The sequence below is a fragment of the Agromyces agglutinans genome, assembly GCF_009647605.1.
In the GTDB taxonomy this organism is placed as follows: Bacteria; Actinomycetota; Actinomycetes; order Actinomycetales; family Microbacteriaceae; genus Agromyces; species Agromyces agglutinans.
This window is the reverse complement of record NZ_WJIF01000002.1, coordinates 596,766-614,123: the sequence shown is the minus strand read 5'-3', so window position 1 is coordinate 614,123 and position 17,358 is coordinate 596,766. Positions and strand designations below refer to the sequence as shown.

Sequence of the window (17,358 nt, the reverse complement as noted above, 5' to 3'; positions counted from 1 at the left end):
GGACTCGACCGGCTCGCCGCGTGAACCCTGCGCGCGGGCTAGCGTTGGCCCATGGGGATCGCGTCGACCTTCCGGGCATCGCGACGGGTGCCGCTGCTGCAGGTCGCCAAGGCCGCCGTGGCGACGATCGCGGCGTGGCTCGTCGCGGGCTGGCTGATCCCGGGGCCACTGCCGGTGTTCGCGGCGATCGCGGCCCTGCTCGTGGTGCAGCCGAGCGTCAACCAGTCGTTCGGCAAGGCGATCGAGCGCAGCATCGGGGTCGTCCTCGGCGTGCTCGTCGCGACCGGGATCGCGCTCGTGCTGGGGTCGGCGTCGTGGGTGGTGCTGGTCGCGATCGTCGTGGCGATGGTCATCGCGTGGGCGCTCAAGATGACGCCCGGCACGTCGAACCAGGTGGCGATCAGCGCGATGCTCGTCCTCGCGCTCGGCGGCACCTCCCCGCAGTACGCGCTCGACCGCGTGCTCGAGACGCTCATCGGGGCCGTGATCGGCATCGTGGTCAACGCGCTGATCGTGCCGCCGGTCGCCCTCGCGCCGGCGCGGCGCGAGCTGGGCCTGCTCGGCGGCGAGCTGGCCGCGTCGCTGCAGCGCCTCGCGACCGTGCTCGAGACGCCGCAGACGTACTCGGCCGTGCAGGAGGCGATGATCGAGGCGAGGCTGCTGCGCCCGATGCGCGACGCCGCCGACGCCTCGATCACGGACGCCGAGGAATCCCTCACCCTGAACCCCCGCCGCTCGGCGCATCGTGGCGAGCTCGCCGAGGACCGCGCCCTGCTCGAGCGACTCGGGCCCATCGTCACCCAGGTGATCGGCATGACCCGCGCCGTGGTCGACCACTACGACCCGTCGCTCGCCGACGAGCCGACGGTGCGCGCGATCGCCGAGCAGTTGCGCCGCGCCGCCCACGACGTGCGACTCGCGGTGCACCTCGCCGACGTCGATCCCGAGCCGCCGACCTCCGTGATCCCGGCGCTCACCTCGCCGCTGGTCGTCTCGACGCCGAAGTCGGGCAACTGGATCCTGATCGGCTCGCTCGTGGAGGACCTTCGGCGCATCCACGAGGAGCTGGTCGGGGAGACCGGCCGGGACGACTAGCCCGGCCGCCGGGGAATCCCGCCGGCCGCGGCGGCCGGTGGCCTCAGGCCAGCAGGTCGCGCACCGCGAGGCCCCATTCGAAGCCGCACTCGCGGCAGTCGAAGATGGGCGCCTCGTCGGTGAAGTCGGCGAAGTCGGGGGTCTGGGCGTCGACGGACTCGGCCTCGACGGCGAAGTCGAGCGGGCCGTAGACGATCGCGCGGACCGTGAGGGATCCGCAGCGGGGGCACGGGTCGTGGAGCACGGCGTGCTCGACGTTCAGCTGCATCCGATCGGTCATGGCAGTCACGGTACGCGCCCCTGCCGACATCGCCCGGAATGCGCCCGCGCGCCCCGCGACGGCATCGGTCGCGCCCCGCGATGGCATCGATCTCCGGGCCCGGACAGGGGCTTGACACCCCGGCGGGCGCCGCTCAGGCTCGAAGCACCGGCGAAGGGGGAGCCATGCATGCCACGTTCGGCGTCGAGGAGGAGTTCATCTTCCTCGATCGCGAGAGCCTCCGCCCGGCCGATGTCGCGGAGGGGTTCACGACCCGGATGCAGGCCGACCCCGAGTGGTCGGCGACCACGCACAAGGAGTTCCTCGCCTCGCAGGTCGAGCACGCCTCGCCGGTCTTCGACTCCCTGGCGGGCGCGCGGCCGGTGCTGGTCGGGTTCCGCCGGATGGTCGCCGACGAGGCGGAGCGCACGGGCACGCTCGCCGCGAGCATCGGCACGCCGCCCGACACCCTGGCGTTCCCCTCGATCACGCACGACGATCGATATCAGCGCATCGTGCGCGACATGGCCGGGCTCATCGCGGATCACCAGATGAGCGGGCTGCACGTGCACGTCGGCGTGCCCGACCGGGAGGCCGGCATCCTCGCACTGAACGTGGCCCGGCCCTGGCTGCCGCTGCTCACCGCGATCTCGGGCAACTCGCCGTTCTGGCGCGGCTACGACACGGGATACGAGAGCTGGCGCACGGTGCAGCTGCGGCGGTGGCCCACCGCCGGCTCCCCGCCGCGATTCGCGGACGCGAAGGACTACGACCGGCGCATCCGGCGCCTCCTCGGCATCGGCGGGATGTCCGACCTCGCGCTCATCGCGTGGAGCGTGCGACTCTCGGAGCACCTGCCCACGATCGAGTTCCGCATGGCCGATGCCCAGCTGACCGCCGATGACACGCTGCTGCTGGCCGCCCTCTGCCGCGGGCTCGTCACCCACGCGCTCGAGACCGAGGGCCGCGATCTCGAGTCGACGGATGTCCCGGCCGAGCTGCTCTCGGCGGCCGTCATGCACTCGGCGCACGCCGGCATGCGGGCGCAGGTGTACGACCCGGTGCTCGGCGAGCTCGCCGACGCGCGATCGGTGCTCGACCGGCTCGTGGCCACCATCGCCCCGCAGCTCGAGGCCGAGGACGACCTCGACGTCGTCGCCGAGCTCGTCGCGCGGCTCACGCAACTGGGCACCGGCGCAGCGCGGCAGCGGCGGGCGTTCGTGCGTGGCGGCATCGCCGCGCTCGCGGACCTCTTCGAGCACTCGATCGCGGGCCGTCCGACGGAATCGGCCGCATGAGCACGGCGGAGCGCGGCGCGGCCGTGGCGCATTCCGCCGGCCGCGGCGACGTGGTGCGGCAGTGGGTCGTCGCGGTGAGCGCCGTGCTCGCGATCGCGGGAGCGCTGGTCGGCTCCGGCGTGTTCGGCGGCACCCGGGTGCAGGATGCCGCGGGCGGCGCCCTCGACGACGACTCGACGCTGCTCGCCCCGGCCGGCCCCGCATTCTCGATCTGGTCGCTCATCTACCTCGGCCTCGCGGCCTACGCGGTCTGGCAGGCGCTGCCCTCGCAGCGCACGTCCGATCGCCAGCGGTCCGTGGGCTACCTGGTGGCGGCGTCGATGCTGCTCAACGCCCTCTGGATCGGCGTCGTGCAGGCCGGCTGGCTGTGGCTGAGCGTGCTCGTCATCGTCGTGCTGCTCGCGGTGCTCTGCATCGCCTACCGCGCGTGCGTGCTGCGACCGCCGCGCAAGCTGCTCGACGCCCTCATCACCGACGGCACGATCGGCCTCTACCTCGGCTGGGTCTCGATCGCGACCGCCGCGAACGTGGCGGCGGCCCTCACGGCGAGCGGCTTCGACGGCGGTGGCATCCCTCCGGAGGCGTGGGCCGTCGCGGTCATCACGGTCGCCGTCGCCGCGATCGCGGCGCTCGGACTGTGGAGTCGCGGCGGGCTCGCGCCGATGCTGTCGGCATCGTGGGGGCTCGCCTGGATCGCGGTCGGGCGCCTGACCGGCGAGCCCGCCTCGACGACCGTCGGCGTGGCCGCGATCGCGGGCATCGTCGTCATCGTCACGGCGACACTGATCGCCCGCTTCGCGACCGCGCGCAACCGGCGCCTCGGCGGCGAGCCCTGAACGAGCAGATGGAGTCCGCGCTCGCGATCGAGGTCGAGGGCGTGCCGATCTCCGCGATCGCGACGAGACCCGACGACGCGCTCGCCACGATCGTCGTCGCGCACGGAGCGGGCTCGGGCCTGGAGCATCCGTCGGTCGCCGGGTTCACGCGCGCGATGCACGCGCTCGGGTTCGCGACGATGCGCTTCAACTTCCCGTATCGCGAGCAGGGGCGGCGGATGCCGGGCCGGCCGGCGTCGGCCGTCGCCGCCTGGCGCGCGGTCATGACCCGGGCCGCCGAGCTGGCCGCCGCTGCGGGGGCATCCGGTGAGCCGATCTGGGCGGCGGGCCGCTCCTACGGCGGCCGCATGGCGTCGATGGCCGTCGCCGAGGGCATGGATGCCTCGGGCCTCCTGTTCCTCGCGTACCCGCTGCACGCCCCCGGCCGGCCGGAACGGCCGCGCGACGAGCACCTGTACGGCCTCACCCTGCCGATGCTCTTCGTGCAGGGCACCAACGACCCGTTCGCGACCCCGAACGCCCAGCTCGACGAGGTGGTGGCGCGGATCGGCCCGAACGCCGTGCTCGAATGGCTCGAGGGCGCCGGTCACTCGTTCGAGGTGAAGGGGCGCAAGCGCCCGGCCGACGAGATCGCCGCAGGGCTCGCACCGCTCGTCGCGGCGTTCGTCCGGGCGCGCTCCGGCTGACGGGGAGTCTCGTCGGTGGCCAGGAGTGCGAGGAGCGCGAGGCCGAGGTTCACGGCCGTCTCGGTGTAGCCCGGATGCGCCCAGCCGGTCGGCCCGAGCAGCAGCGTCAGCGGCAGCAACACGAGCGGGGCGATCAGCAGGACGACCGGGACTCGCAGCTCGCGCCGGCGCACGAGGGCGAACCCGAGCACGATCGGCACCACCAGGCTCGTGAGGAAGGCGACGTTGACCACGGCCTGCAGCGACTCCGCGAGCTCGAGCGACGGGTCGACGAACCCCATCCAGGCGTACATCGCGGCGAAGACCGAGTAGCCGGCGACGAGTATCCAGCGCAGGACCCGCACCAGGCGGCGCGACCGGTCGATCGCCGCGCCACTTCGCACGAGGGCCGCGCCGATCAGCAGGTAGGTGCCCGCATGGGCCAGCGACGACGCCCGAACCAGGTACGGATGGGCTTCGGCATCCAGCCACGGCCCGACCTGGTCGGGGTTGTTGGCGTTCCACACGATGTCGGCGGCCATGACCGTCGAGAGCGCGGCGGCGGCGGCGAGCGCCGCGATCGGAAGCGGTCTCATGATGTTCCCCTCTCGGCTCGTCGGCGAGCTGGTGACGCCGATCGCGCCGATCCTCGTCCGGTCCGCATCCCGGCGGAATCGGTCGCTGGTCGCCGGGTGCCGCCGCGGGGCTCGAGCCGACCGGCCTCGGGTCGGACCCCGGGTCCGACCCAGGTCTGATGCGGAGCGATCGGGCCGGCAGTACCCTCTGGCCATGAGGACGCGTCCGTTCTCGATCGCGCAATCCGTCGTCGCCGTCGCGTGCGGCCTCTGGACGACGCTGTTCCTGCTCCCCGAGACGCCGTGGGCGATCCCCGCCGGGATCGCGACCGCGGTGCTCACCCTCGGGCTCGCGCGCCACCCCCTGCTCGCCGGCGCCGGCCTGGCCGCCCTCCAGTGGTGGCTCGCACTCGCCGGGCTGTCGGCTGACACACCCGCCCTGCTCGCGCCGTTCGTGGTCGGCATCTCCTCGCTCGGCCGGCACTCCGGTCTCTGGCAGGGAGGCGCCGTCGCCCTCGCCTTCCCACTGAGCGTGCTCGCCGTACCGCCGCGGGATCCGGCGACCCTCGCGTTCGCGATCGCGCTCACCGCGACGGTGTTCGCGTACGGCCGGGTGGTCCGCCTCCGCGCGCACGCGGCGGACCGGTCCAGGGCGACCGCCTCACGGCTCCAGGCGACCGACGCCGCCTCGGTCGCGGCGCGTGTGGTCGCCGACGAGCGGGCTCGGCTCGGCGGACAGGTGCTCGCGCTGCTGCGCGATGCGGTCGAGGGCATGCGCGCGGATGCCGCGGCCGCCGAGGTCGACCTCGACCCCGACCGCATCGCATCGATCGCGGCGCGCGGCCGGCAGGCCGTCACCGAACTGCGGTGGCTGCTCGGGCTCCTGCGGTCGGAACCGGCGCACGCGGCCTCGTCGGGGCCTCGCGCCTCGGCCGTCCGGTGGCTTCTCGACCTGCTCGTCGCGGCGGCGCTGCTCGCCGCCGGCATCATCGAGGTGATCGCTTCGGCGGCGGCCGCTTCGACCCCGGCGGCCTGGATCGTCGCGGTCGGGCTCCCGGTCTGCACCGTGGCGCGCGGGCGGTCCCCGGCGGCCGCGACCGGCTGCGCCGCGCTCGTCGTGGGGTTCGCCGCGATCGGCGGTGCGCCGCTCCTCCTCGGGAGCCTGGTCTGCGTCGTCCTGCTCGCGTGGTCGGCCGGCGTGGCGGGCGGCCCGATTCCGTGGTCCTGCGTGCTCGCGCTCTCCCTCGTCACGCTCGCCTGGGTCGCCGTCGACGTGCCGGAGAACGTGTGGATGAGCCTCGCGCTCATCGGACTCTCCGCCTTCGCGGGTCACGAGTGGTCCGCGCACGACCGCGCGGATCGCGACGCCGTCCTGCGAGCCGACCGCTTGCGGGCCGAGCTCGAGGTCCGCGTCGACGAGGCGCGACGTGAGGAGCGCCTGCGCATCGCGCGCGACCTCCACGACGTCGCGAGCCACGCCGTCGGCGTCATGTTGCTGCAGGCGTCGGCCGTCAGTGCGCTGCGCGACGGCGATCCGGCGGGCGCGCGCCGGGCCCTCGCGACGATCGACACGACCGCGGCGCAGGCGCTCACGGAACTCGCGATGCTGTTCGACCTGCTCGACCTCGGAGCGATCGGAGGACCGGGGCTCGCGGGGCACCCGCCCGACCCGCTGCCGGCGATGATCGACCGCCTTCGGGTCGCCGGGCTCGACATCGCCGTCGAACTCGGCCCGTGCCGCCGGAGCTCGACGGCATCGTCTACCGCGTCGTGCAGGAGAGCCTCACGAACATCGTCCGCCACTCCGACGCGACCCACGTGCGGATCGCGGTGCGCGTCGAGGGCCGCTGCGTGTCGGTGGACGTCGTGGACGACGGGCGGCCGGGACGGGAGCCCGACGTCGTGGATGGCCCGGCGCCCAGCGCCGGTTACGGCCTCGCGGGCATGGCCGAGCGGGTGCACGCGCTCGGCGGCACCTTCCGGGCCGGGAGGACCGGGAGCGGATTCGCGGTCGGCGCCACGCTCCCGCTCGGCTCTGCGGTGCCGACATGAGCGATCCTCGGCCGCTCAGGGTCGTCATCGCGGACGACCAGCACCTCATCCGTCGCGGACTCCGCGCGATCATCGACGCGGAACCGGGCCTCCGGGTGGTGGCCGAGGCATCCGACGGCGCAGCGGCGGCCCGCGCGGCCGCTGCGGAATCGGCCGACGTCGTGCTCATGGACATCGAGATGCCGGGCGTCGGCGGCATCGAGGGGGTCGGGCTCGTGCACGACGCGCGGCCGCAGGCCCGGGTCGTCATGCTGACGATGTTCGATCTCGACGAGTACGTCCTCGGGGCGCTGCGCGCGGGCGCGAGCGGGTTCCTCATCAAGTCGGCGACCCCCGCCGAGCTCGCGGCGGCCATCCGCGCGGCGCACGGCGGCGACCTGCTCTTCGCGCCGAGCGTGACCCGGCGCCTCGTGGAGTCCTACGTGCGTCGACCGCCTCCCCGCGAGGGGACTCCCGACCGGCTCGGCGCGCTGACGGAGCGCGAGCTCGAGGTGTTCGGGGCGATCGCGAGGGGGCTGTCGAACGCCGAGATCGGGGCCGAGCTGTTCATGGGCGAGTCCACGGTGAAGACCCACATCACGCGGATCCTCGCGAAGCTCGGCCTGCGCGACCGCGTGCAGGCCGTCGTGCTCGCCTACGAGTGCGGTGCGGTCGGGCGGTGACCGACGGCACGACCGGCCGGGCGACGATGTCGCCGCCTACGGCAGCAGTACGATCTTGCCGCGCACGTGGCCGGTCTCGCTCTGCCGGTGCGCCTCAGCGGCGTCGGCGAGCGGGTACCGGTGCGCGATCTCGATCTGGAGGGCACCCTCGGCCGCGAGGCCGGCGATCAGCGGCACGGCCTCGGCGCGCGCGGCCTCCTCCTCGGCCGTGAGGGGCGCGGGGCTGCCGCCCCGCCAGGCGCGGATGCCGAGGTCGGCCGCCTCGGCTCCGAGGACGATCGTGCCGATGCGGCCGGGGTCGGCGACGAGGGCCTTCGACACCTCGATCGCCTCGCGCGTGCCGGCCGCGTCGACCGCGACCGTGACGCCGTCGGGCGCGACCTCGTGCACGCGCTCGAGGATGCCGTCGCCGTAGACGACCGGGATCGCGCCGAGCTCGCGCAGGTGCGCCTGGTTGCGCTCGCTCGCGGTCGCGACGACGGTGGCTCCGGCGCGCCGCGCCAGCTGGATGCCGATCTGGCCGACCGCACCCGACCCGCCGTGCCAGAGCAGCGTGTCGCCCTCGCCGACGCCGAGCGAGACGAGCACCTGGTGCGCCGTGCCCCCGGGCACGGGGATCGCCGCGGCCTGCTCCCACGGCAGCGCCGCGGGCTTCGCCGAGAGCTTCGCCACGTCGACGGCGATCTCGGTGGCGTAGCTGCCGTCGGCCTCGGCGACGATCACCTCGTCGCCGACGCTAAACCCCTCGACGTCGGATGCCACAGCGGTGACCACGCCCGCCGCGTCGCCGCCGACCGTTCGCCAGCCCTCGAGCGGTGCGCTGCGGCGCAGCCCCGACCGGATCTTCCAGTCGATCGGGTTCACGCCGATCGCCCGCACCTCGACGACCGCCTGGCCCGGGCCGGGCGTCGCGTACGCGATCTCGCGCAGCTCGAGCACCTCGGGGCCGCCGAGTCGGTCGTACTGGATCGCGAATGGCATGCTCGTCCTCTCGTCGTGCGGGGCGCGCGCGGCCCCACCCGCCAGCCTACGGACGGATGCCCCGCAGCGGCACGCCGTACGCTGGGCGCATGCGCGCGACGGACGCACGGACGCCCGGGTGGCGGCTGCCGGCCCTCGCCGGCCTGGCCGCCGCCGCCGTGGCCGCGGGCGTCGGCGAGCTGGTGGCGGCGATCGCGGCGCCCGAGTCGGGGCCCTTCGTCGTCGTGGGCGCGGCCGTCATCGACCTCGCGCCGCCATGGGCGAAGGATGCCGCGATCGCGCTCTTCGGCACGGCTGACAAGCTCGCCCTGATCGTCGGCATCGTGCTCGTGCTGGCCGCCGTGGCCGGCGGCGCGGGCGTGCTCGAGTCGCGGCGATCGCGGCTCGGGGCCGGGGTCTTCCTCATGCTCGGCGTGCTCGGCGCGATCGCCGCCGCGACGCGCGCCGGGTCGGGCACGCTCGCGATCCTGCCGTCGGCGGCGGCCGGCATCGCGGGCGCCGTCGCCGTGATGCACCTCGTTCGGCGGGTGCCGGGCGGCGAGGCACCCGCGGCGCCCGAGGCATCCCGTACCCTCGGGGCGGCCGGGGCATCCGGCGCATCCGCGGCGCCCGAGGCATCCGTCTCACCGGCCGCGTCGGCGCCCGACCGCCGCAGCTTCCTCGCCTGGGCCGGCGGTGCGGCCGCGGTCGGCGTACTGGCGGCGCTCGCGGGCAACGCGCTGCAGGCCGGGCGGCGGATGACCCAGGCCGTGCGCGACGCCGTGACCCTGCCGCGCGCGACGGCGAGCGCGACGATTCCCGCGAGCGCCGAGCTCCACGTCGACGGCATCACCCCGCTCGTCACGCCGAACGCCGACTTCTACCGGATCGACACCGCCCTGCGCGTGCCCGAGATCGACCCGGCGGAGTGGAGCCTGCGCATCCACGGCAGGGTCGCTCGCGAGGTCGTGCTCACCTGGAGCGACCTGCTCGCGCTGCCGATGGCCGAGAGCGTCACGACGCTCGCGTGCGTGTCGAACGAGGTCGGCGGCGGACTCATCGGCAACGCGGTGTGGCTCGGGCATCCGATCCGCGACCTGCTCGCGCGAGCCGAACCCGACTCCGACGCCGACATGGTGCTCTCGCGCTCGGTCGACGGGTTCACCGCATCGACGCCGCTCGCGGTGCTGCAGGACGACCGCGACGCCGTGCTCGCCATCGGCATGAACGGCGAACCGTTGCCGCTCGAGCACGGCTTCCCGGTACGGATGGTCGTGCCCGGCCTGTACGGCTACGTCTCGGCGACGAAGTGGGTCACCGAGCTCGAGGTCACGCGCTTCGACGAGGCATCCGCCTACTGGACCGATCGCGGGTGGAGCGAGCGCGGGCCGATCAAGATCTCGAGCCGCATCGACGTGCCGCGGCCCGGGCAGCGCCCGGCGGCGGGCACCGTCGTCGTCGCGGGCGTCGCGTGGCACCAGCACGTCGGCATCGAGGCCGTCGAGGTGCAGGTCGACGACGGGCCGTGGCGGGAGGCCGAACTCGCGACGGCGATCTCGGCCGACACGTGGGTGCAGTGGCGCTACGAATGGGCGGATGCCGCGGCCGGAGGCCACACGCTGCGGGTGCGGGCGATCGGCGCCGACGGCGAGGTGCAGACCGCGCGGGAGCAGGGCGTCGTGCCCGACGGCGCGACGGGGCTGCACACGGTCACGGTCGACGTGGGGTGAGGGGGCGCTGCCGCGCGGGCGCGGGCGCGGCCGCGCCCGTGTCGCGGTGGCGCCGTGCGCGCGTCGCGCGCGGTCAGACCCCGCCTCCGCCGCCGCCTCCGCCGCCGCCGCCGGCCGACGCCCCGCCGCCCGATCCGCCGCTGGACGCCGAGAAGCTCGAGGTGACGCTCGAGCTCATGCCGCCGATCGCCGAAGAGAACACCGCGGCGTTGAAGGCGCTGGAGCCCGCGTACCACTCGGGCTCGCGGCCCAGTCGCTCGTAGGCGCGGCCGAGTTCGGCGGTCCACGCCTTCTCCTGGCCGAGGAGCACGGCCCACGGCAGCAGGCGCTCGTTCAGCTGGAGCACCTGCTCGGGGTCGTCGGCAGCGACGGGCGTGCGCAGCGCGCCCTGCGGGGACTGGAGGTAGGCGATCCGGTCGGCTTCGGCGAGTTCGATGTACGACTCGAGGCCGCGCAGGTGGTCGCGCACCTCCGCGCCGCGCGAGTCGAGCGGATGCTTCGCGATCAGCACGACGGTCGCGATGACCGCGAGCGCGCCGACGATCAATGCGACCAGCGGCCACACGCCGCCGTACGCCTGGTCGAACGACACGACCGCGAAGGCGAAGGCGATGAGGCCGCCGATGACGGCGAGGATGCTCGCCCCGACCATGGGTCCGGCCGGCAGCCGCCGCCGGTATCCGTCGGTCGTCGCGCGCTTCGTGACGGCGTGCTGGAGTTCGGTGAGCCGTTTGGTGATCTTCGTGTCGCTCTTGGCGAGCGAGCGGCGCTCGCCGGGCTCGAGCGTCGCGCCGAACAGCGCGTGCAGCGCCTGCACGTCGTCGTCGGTCGGCTCGATCGACCGGAGACGCCGCTGCCGGGCCTGCACCTCGTCGGCCGCGCCGGGCTCGTGGTACTGCAGGTCGTACGTCGGCTTCGAGGCGAGCCATCCCTTGGCCGGCGTCTCGACGACCCGGAGCCGCCCGAGGATCGCGAGCTGCAGGATCTGCGCGGGGATCGCGTGCGTCGTGCCCTTGGCGAGCACGGACGCGAGCAGCACGCCGACACCCTCGGGCGGCAGGTACTCGGGCACGATGACGGGCCGGCCCGGCGCGTCGCGGAGGCGGCGGGTGCGGATGAATCCGGCCCAGACGACCGCGAGCACCGCGATGCCGGCGCCGATCGCGGAGATCAGGGGCCACGGCGCCGCGAAGAACCCGCCGTCGCGCGGCGTGAACGTGCCGGGCTCGAATCCGATCGCGAACGTGAGCGTCTCTCGCGGTGCGAGGTCCTTCGCCGTGAACGTCCAGCCATCGTCGGTCGGCGTGATCGTCGCCGACGCGTCTTCGCCCGCCTCGCCGCGCGCGGCATCGACGCCGCCCGTCGTCGCCTCGAGCAGGCCGGCGCCGAGGTGCACGTTCGCGGTCACGGTGCCGAACGGCTGCGCCCAGTCGGTGCCGTTGACGTCCCAGTAGAACTCGTCGGCGTCGGTGTCGGCGTAGTACCTCGTCACGTCGCGCTGGGTGTAGGTGATGACGTACGTCTGCTCGCCGTGCACGTAGTCGTCGCCCGCGATGGTGAGCGTGACGAAGCCGTCGTCGCTCTCCTCGTCGTATTCGCGCGGCGCACCGGTCTCGTCGGTCACCGAGACGACCTCGAGCCCGGTCGGGTGCCCGTCGTAGGTGTCGACCAGGTTGCGACGGATGCCTCGGTTCTGGTCCGTCTCGGGGAACCGCGCGACGAGCGTCTCGGTGACCTCGAGCGTCGAGCGCCCGTCGTCGTCGCGGTCGAGCGCGTAGTCGCCGGTGAACGAGTCGAAGGTGAAGTCGTCGACGCCGGCCGGCAGCGCCGCCGGCCGTGCGGCAGCCGGCAGGGCGGCGGCAGGCAGAGCCGCGGCAGGCAGTGCCGCAGCGCTCGCGCCGGCCAGCGCGAGGCCGAGGGTCAGGACGAGGGCTGCGGCTCGGACGATCACGCCCTCAGCCTACGAGGCGCCGCGGTCGGGGTCGGGGTCGGGCTCAGGGCCGGCGTCGGCAGGGGCGTCGGCGAACCGGTCGACGAGGTCGAGGGCGATCTCGCGCTGCCGGAGCAGGAACGCGCGCTCGTCGAGCCGCTTGCGCCGCAGCCACGACGTCACCTCGTCGTTGCACTTGCTCGCGTTGCACGACCCGCACGCGGGCACGACATTCTCGAGCGTGTACCGGCCGCCCCTCGAGATCGGAAGCACGCAGTCGCGCTGCAGCGCCTTCCGCGTCTCGGCGCAGTAGGCGCACCCGCCCCACGCGGCGACGAGGGCGGTCCACTGCGCATCGGTGAGGTCGTGCGCCACGCGCGCCATGCGGCGCTTCCGTCGGCGCGCGTACACCGCCGACCGGGTCCTGCTCACCGCCGCCATGCCGCCACCCTAGGCCCGGCGGCTCCTCGATCGGCATGCCGCACGACTGTTCCTCCCCACCCAGGAGAGCTCAGACCGCCGTGTAGCCGCCGTCGACGAGGTGGTAGCTGCCGGTGATGAAGCTCGCCGCGTCGCTGCCGAGGAACGCGACGAGCGTCGCCACCTCGTCGGGATCGCCGAGGCGCCCGATCGGATGCTTCGACACGAGGAACTGCTGCGCGTCGGCGTCGAGGTTCGCGTCGATGAGCGGGGTCTTGATGAATCCCGGGCCGACCGATGTCACGCGTACTCCCCGGTCGGCGTACTCGACGGCTGCGTTCTTCGTGAGCCCCACCACCCCGTGCTTGGCGCTGACGTACGCGGACGAACTCGCGAAACCGACGCTGCCGAGGATCGAGGCGATGTTGACGACCGCACCGCCCCCGTTGGCCGCGATCGCCGGAAGCTGCGCCTTCAGGTTGCGGAAGATCGAGCTGAGGTTGACGGCGATCACCTTCTCCCAGCTGTCGTCGGGGTAGTCGCCGATGAGCGCCGCGGCCCCGCCGATGCCGGCGTTGTTGACCGCCAGCTTCAGCGGCGCCAGTGCGTTCGCCTGTTCGATGGAGCCGGAGATCCACGACGGGTCCGTGACGTCGCCGACGGATGCCTCCGCCGTTCCGCCCGCGGCACGGATCTCCTCGACGACACCGCCGGCATGGCCCGCATCGAGATCGTTCACCAGCACCGATGCTCCATTCGCGGCGAGCAGCAGCGCGATCGAGCGGCCGATGCCGCTTCCCGCACCCGTCACGATCGCCGAACGTCCGCCCACATCGTAGGTGGCCATGGTGGATCCCCTCCCCTGGCGAGCACGCAGCCGGGAACCCTTCGCGGTCGGCCCGTCCCCGTCCAGCCTACGAACGCGGCGCCGCGAGGGCACGGGGTTGACGGGACGCCGCGTCAGAGCCGGGGCGTGCGCGGCGGCTCGGTGCGACGCGACCCGGTCGCCTCGAAGGCGGCGGCGAGCGCGAGCAGCGCCGTGTCGTCGTAGGCGCGTCCGGCGAACGTCAGGCCGACGGGCATACGGGTGTCGGCCATGGTGCCCATCGGAACGGTGACGGTCGGGATGCCGAGGTGGCGCGGCACGAGGTTGCCGTTCGCGACCCAGACGCCGTTGCGCCAGCCGAGGTCGGCGGATGCCTCGTGCACGTCCATGTCGGCGTGCCCCACGTCGGCGACGGCCGGGAAGACCACGGCGTCGAGGCCGAGGCCGTCCATCCATTGCTCGAGGTCGATGCGGCGGGTCTGCTCGAGCCCGCGGAGTCCGCCCTCGATCTCGGGTATCGCCTCGAGGGTGGCATGCGGATGCGCGCGCACCCAGTCGGGGTAGGTCACGACGTCATCCTCGAAGCCCGCGTACCGGTCGGGCAGGGCGCCTTCGGGGTGCGGGAAGATCGTCGACCCGTCGACGTCGGCGAGCGTCGAGAGCGCCGGGTCGCCGTTGGCGCGCAGGAAGTCCTCCCACGCCCACGCCGACAGGTCGACGATCTCGCGGCGCAGGTACGCCGTCGACACGAGCCCGCGCGTCGCGATCGTCGGCGCGCCCGGCCGGTCGCCCTCGTAGTTCGAGACGACGGGGAAGTCGACGAGCACGACCTCGGCACCGGCGGCCTCGAGGTCGCGGCGGGCGGCCTCCCACAGGTCGATGACCGAGGCGCGCGTCTCGATGCGCTGCCCCGTCTGCCCGCCGATGCCCGCGGTGCCGGGCTCCGCGGTGCCCGCGAGCGGGTCGGCGTTCACGTACATGCGCGGCACGCCGAACCGGCGACCGGCGAGCGCGGCGCGCGCCTCCGGGACATCCGCCGGCGCGAGCGCCGGGTACGACGGAGGCCGCACCTCCGAGGCCGCCGGAAGCGGCACCCACGGCTGCATCCGCCAGAAGTCGCCGCGGGTCTCTGCGTCGTCGGCGACGATGACGTCGAGCACCTCGAGGAGGTCGGCCATGGTGCGCGTGTGCGGCACGACGACATCCATGGTGGGCACGAGCGGCCAGTTGCCGCGGATCGAGATCACGCCGCGCGAGGGCGTGTAGGCGCACAGCGCATTGTTCGACGCGGGCGCCCGGCCCGACGACCAGCTCTCCTCGGCGAGCCCGAACGCCGCGAACGACGCCGCGGTCGCGGTGCCCGACCCGTTGGACGAGCCCGAGCCGAACGCCGCGGTCAGGTACTCGGCGTTGTAGGGCGACTCGGCGCGGCCGTAGACCCCGCGCTGCATGCCGCCGTTGGCCATCGGCGGCATGTTCGTGAGGCCGAGGCAGATGGCGCCCGCACCGCGCAACCGCTCAATCGTGAACGCGTCGCGCTGCGCGACGAGGTGCTCGAACGCGGGACTGCCGGCGGCCGCGGTGAGGCCGCGCACGAGATAGCTGTCCTTCGCGGTGTACGGGATGCCGTCGAGCGGTCCGAGCGTCTCGCCGCGCGCTCGACGGGCATCGGATGCCTCGGCCTCGGCGAGCGCGTCGGGATTGCGCACGACGACGGCGTTCAGCGCGGTCGCGGTGCCGGGCACGTCGTATGCCTCGATGCGGTCGAGGTAGGCCTGCACGAGTCCGACGCTCGTCGCGGCCCCGCGCTCGAGCGCGCCCCGGAGCTCCGCGATCGACGCCTCGACGACCTCGAACCCACCCGTCGGCCGAACCCCGCTCATCGCGCCACCGCCGGCTGCTGCTGGGTGATGCAGTGGATCCCCCCGCCGCGCGCGAACAGCGGCCGGGCATCGACCGTCACGGCGCGGCGCCCGGGGTAGGCCGCCTCGAGGATCTCGCGCGCCGCGGCATCCGCCCGCTCGTCGCCGAAGCCGCACGCGATCACGCCGCCGTTGACGACCAGGTGGTTGACGTAGCTCCAGTCGACGAAGCCCTCGTCGTCGCGCAGCGTCGACGGCGCGGGCAGGTCGACGATCTCGAGGCGCCGGCCCGAGGCATCCGTCTGCGTCTCGATCTCGGCGCGGATACCGCGCATGACCTCGTGATCGGGATGCCCCGGATCGGGCTGCGCGTGCAGCAGCAGGCGGCCGGGCGAGGAAATCGTCGCGACGATGTCGACGTGCCCGTTCGTGCCGAACTCGTCGTAGTCGCGCGTGAGTCCGCGAGGCAGCCAGATCGCGGTCGTCGCACCGATCGTGCGCGCGAGCTCGGCCTCGACGCGCGCGCGGTCGGCGTAGGGGTTGCGGCGCGGGTCGAGCTGCACGGTCTCGGTGACGAGCACGGTGCCCTCGCCGTCGACGTGGATGCCGCCGCCCTCGTTCACCAGCAGGCTCGACACGAGCTCGGCGCCGACGAGTTCCGCGATGAGCCGCGCGTGCTCGGCCGACTTGCGCCACTCCGACCACTCGGGCGCACCCCAGCCGTTGAACACCCAGTCGACCGCGCCGAGCACGCCGGGCCGCTCGTCGTCGACGACGAACGTCGGCCCGTGGTCGCGCATCCAGAACTCGTCGACGGGAGCCTCGACCTGCTGGATGCCGGTGCCGAGCATCCGTGCCGCGCGCTCGCGCTCGCTCGGATCGACGACCATGGCGACCGGCTCGAACTCGGCGACGGCGTGGGCGACCGCGGTCCACGCGGCGTAGCCCTCCTCGCGTTCGGCGGCCGACTCGCCGAGGGTGATCCCCTCGCGCGGGAACGCCATCCAGGTGCGCTCGTGCGGGGCGGTCTCAGCGGGCATGCGCCAGGCCATGCGGAACTCCTCCTCGGGGGTGCGCCCGATCGGCCGCACCCGATATATTGATCGCATGATCAATAACACCGGCGAAGTTACCTAGACTGGGCGGCGATGTCAAGCGACGAGCGGATGCCCCGAACCCGACGAGCACGCAAGGCCCCCGCCGAGCGCGCCGCCGAGATCACGGCCGCGGCGCACGCGCTCGCACTCGAGGACGGGCTCGCGGCGGTGACCCTGAGAGCCGTCGCCACGCGCGCGGGCGTCACCCCCGCGCTCGTCGCGCACTACCGGCCCGCGATGGACGCCCTCGTCGCCGACACCTTCGCCGCGATCGTCTCGGCCGAGGTCGACGAGGTCGCCGCGCTCGTGGCATCGCGCCCGACGCCGACGGCCCGCCTCGGCACGCTCGTCGCGACGCTGCTCGACGGCGAGCGCGACGACGTCACGCTCGTCTGGGTCGAGGCGTGGGCGCTCGGCCGCCGCAACGAGACGCTCGCCGCGCGCGTGCGCGAGCAGATGGACGCGTGGCAGGCCGTGATCCGCGAGATCGTCGACGACGGGGTCGCCGAGGGGGCGTTCGACACCGACGACGCGGCATCCGTCGCCTGGCAGGTCCTGGGCATGATCGACGGGCTGAACGCCCAGGCGCTCGTGCGCTGGGGCGATGCCGGCGACCGCGGATCGCTCATCATGAGCGCCCTCGAGGGCATGCTCGCCCTGCCCCGCGGCGCGCTCGCGACCCCGGCGGTCGAGTAGGCGCCTCAGTCGGGATGCTCCGTGAGCCACGCCCGGGCGAGCTTCGCGGGCGCGACGGCGAGCCACGCCTCCGCGGCGAGCTCCTCGAGCCGGCGGTCGGGGATGCGGTCGAGGTGCACGAGGATCGCCGGGAACCCGTCGAAGTGCGGCGTCGTGAAGAACACCGACGGGTCCTCGCGCGCGAGCGCGAACTTCACCGCCTCGTCCTCGACGCGCGCGCCGAGCACGGGCCCCGGCTGCTCGGCGATGCGCAGGTACTCGAGGTCCGCGCGGCGCAGCGGCCGCTCCCACACGAAGCCGCGGTTGTGCACGCGCCAGTGCGCGGAGCCCCAGCTCACGTGCTCGGTCGTGTCGGGGAACGACAGCGCGAGCTCGCGCACGCCCTCCCAATCCAT

17 protein-coding genes and 1 pseudogene are annotated in these 17,358 nt (G+C 74.0%); 9 read left to right on the top strand and 9 right to left on the bottom strand.

Annotated features, from left to right (window positions below):
• Positions 1–51: 51 nt before the first annotated feature.
• Positions 52–1,095 carry an FUSC family protein gene (locus GE115_RS06060; protein WP_153683842.1) on the top strand — a complete coding sequence of 348 codons (1,044 nt, stop codon included), beginning with the start codon at positions 52–54 and terminating at the stop codon, positions 1,093–1,095.
• Between the two features lie 43 nt (positions 1,096–1,138).
• Here GE115_RS06060 and GE115_RS06055 read toward each other — a convergent pair whose 3' ends face one another.
• Positions 1,139–1,375 carry a hypothetical protein gene (locus tag GE115_RS06055; RefSeq protein WP_153683841.1) on the bottom strand — a complete coding sequence of 79 codons (237 nt, stop codon included), beginning with the start codon at positions 1,373–1,375 and terminating at the stop codon, positions 1,139–1,141.
• A gap of 164 nt (positions 1,376–1,539) precedes the next feature.
• Here GE115_RS06055 and GE115_RS06050 point away from each other — a divergent pair, with 164 nt between their 5' ends.
• The 3 genes from GE115_RS06050 to GE115_RS06040 are packed head-to-tail and all read left to right on the top strand — an operon-like array spanning position 1,540 to position 4,174.
• Positions 1,540–2,652: a carboxylate-amine ligase gene (locus tag GE115_RS06050; RefSeq protein WP_172979727.1), complete on the top strand. Its 1,113-nt coding sequence runs from the start codon at positions 1,540–1,542 to the stop codon at positions 2,650–2,652.
• Entirely contained in the window at positions 2,649–3,488 is an 840-nt protein-coding gene (locus tag GE115_RS06045; protein ID WP_153683839.1) for a TspO-related membrane protein, read from the top strand. Before GE115_RS06050 ends, GE115_RS06045 begins: the two co-directional genes overlap by 4 nt.
• A gap of 8 nt (positions 3,489–3,496) precedes the next feature.
• Entirely contained in the window at positions 3,497–4,174 is a 678-nt protein-coding gene (locus GE115_RS06040) for an alpha/beta hydrolase family protein (protein ID WP_153683838.1), read from the top strand.
• Here GE115_RS06040 and GE115_RS06035 read toward each other — a convergent pair.
• The gene (locus GE115_RS06035; RefSeq protein WP_153683837.1) at positions 4,075–4,749 is read right to left on the bottom strand and encodes a hypothetical protein; all 675 of its coding nucleotides are present in this window, start codon (positions 4,747–4,749) and stop codon (positions 4,075–4,077) included. The genes GE115_RS06040 and GE115_RS06035 overlap by 100 nt on opposite strands.
• Between GE115_RS06035 and GE115_RS19350 the strand changes: the two are divergent.
• From GE115_RS19350 to GE115_RS06020, 3 genes and pseudogenes are all read left to right on the top strand, one after another.
• Positions 4,682–6,268, top strand: a pseudogene (locus tag GE115_RS19350) (histidine kinase); the annotation flags it as partial. The gene GE115_RS06035 and the pseudogene GE115_RS19350 overlap by 68 nt on opposite strands.
• A 194-nt stretch (positions 6,269–6,462) precedes the next feature.
• Entirely contained in the window at positions 6,463–6,780 is a 318-nt protein-coding gene (locus tag GE115_RS06025) for a sensor histidine kinase (RefSeq protein ID WP_153683836.1), read from the top strand.
• Positions 6,777–7,442 (top strand): response regulator, encoded by a 666-nt coding sequence (locus tag GE115_RS06020; protein WP_153683835.1) that lies wholly within the window; start codon positions 6,777–6,779, stop codon positions 7,440–7,442. Before GE115_RS06025 ends, GE115_RS06020 begins: the two co-directional genes overlap by 4 nt.
• Positions 7,443–7,478: 36 nt before the next feature.
• Here GE115_RS06020 and GE115_RS06015 read toward each other — a convergent pair whose 3' ends face one another.
• Positions 7,479–8,423 carry a quinone oxidoreductase family protein gene (locus tag GE115_RS06015; RefSeq protein ID WP_153683834.1) on the bottom strand — a complete coding sequence of 315 codons (945 nt, stop codon included), beginning with the start codon at positions 8,421–8,423 and terminating at the stop codon, positions 7,479–7,481.
• 89 nt (positions 8,424–8,512) lie between these two features.
• Here GE115_RS06015 and GE115_RS06010 point away from each other — a divergent pair, with 89 nt between their 5' ends.
• Positions 8,513–10,132: a molybdopterin-dependent oxidoreductase gene (locus GE115_RS06010; RefSeq protein ID WP_153683833.1), complete on the top strand. Its 1,620-nt coding sequence runs from the start codon at positions 8,513–8,515 to the stop codon at positions 10,130–10,132.
• A 73-nt stretch (positions 10,133–10,205) separates the two neighbouring features.
• Here the strand turns inward: GE115_RS06010 and GE115_RS06005 are convergent, their stop codons facing one another.
• The 5 genes from GE115_RS06005 to GE115_RS05985 form a co-directional block, all read right to left on the bottom strand.
• Positions 10,206–12,083, bottom strand: a complete 1,878-nt coding sequence (locus GE115_RS06005; protein WP_312854939.1) for a DUF2207 domain-containing protein — start codon at positions 12,081–12,083, stop codon at positions 10,206–10,208.
• Between the two features lie 9 nt (positions 12,084–12,092).
• Positions 12,093–12,503, bottom strand: a complete 411-nt coding sequence (locus GE115_RS06000) for an HNH endonuclease (RefSeq protein ID WP_153683832.1) — start codon at positions 12,501–12,503, stop codon at positions 12,093–12,095.
• Between the two features lie 70 nt (positions 12,504–12,573).
• The gene (locus GE115_RS05995) at positions 12,574–13,329 is read right to left on the bottom strand and encodes an SDR family NAD(P)-dependent oxidoreductase (protein WP_153683831.1); all 756 of its coding nucleotides are present in this window, start codon (positions 13,327–13,329) and stop codon (positions 12,574–12,576) included.
• Positions 13,330–13,442: 113 nt separating this feature from the next.
• Positions 13,443–15,191 (bottom strand): amidase, encoded by a 1,749-nt coding sequence (locus tag GE115_RS05990; RefSeq protein ID WP_153683830.1) that lies wholly within the window; start codon positions 15,189–15,191, stop codon positions 13,443–13,445.
• On the bottom strand, positions 15,188–16,222 hold the full coding sequence (locus GE115_RS05985) for an agmatine deiminase family protein (protein ID WP_153683829.1): 1,035 nt from the start codon (positions 16,220–16,222) through the stop codon (positions 15,188–15,190). The genes GE115_RS05990 and GE115_RS05985 overlap by 4 nt, the downstream gene beginning before the upstream one ends.
• Positions 16,223–16,318: 96 nt before the next feature.
• Between GE115_RS05985 and GE115_RS05980 the strand changes: the two genes are divergently transcribed.
• Positions 16,319–16,963 carry a TetR/AcrR family transcriptional regulator gene (locus GE115_RS05980; protein ID WP_153683828.1) on the top strand — a complete coding sequence of 215 codons (645 nt, stop codon included), beginning with the start codon at positions 16,319–16,321 and terminating at the stop codon, positions 16,961–16,963.
• 5 nt (positions 16,964–16,968) lie between these two features.
• On the opposite strand, the gene GE115_RS05975 is transcribed toward GE115_RS05980, so the two are convergent.
• Entirely contained in the window at positions 16,969–17,358 is a 390-nt protein-coding gene (locus GE115_RS05975; protein ID WP_153683827.1) for an MmcQ/YjbR family DNA-binding protein, read from the bottom strand.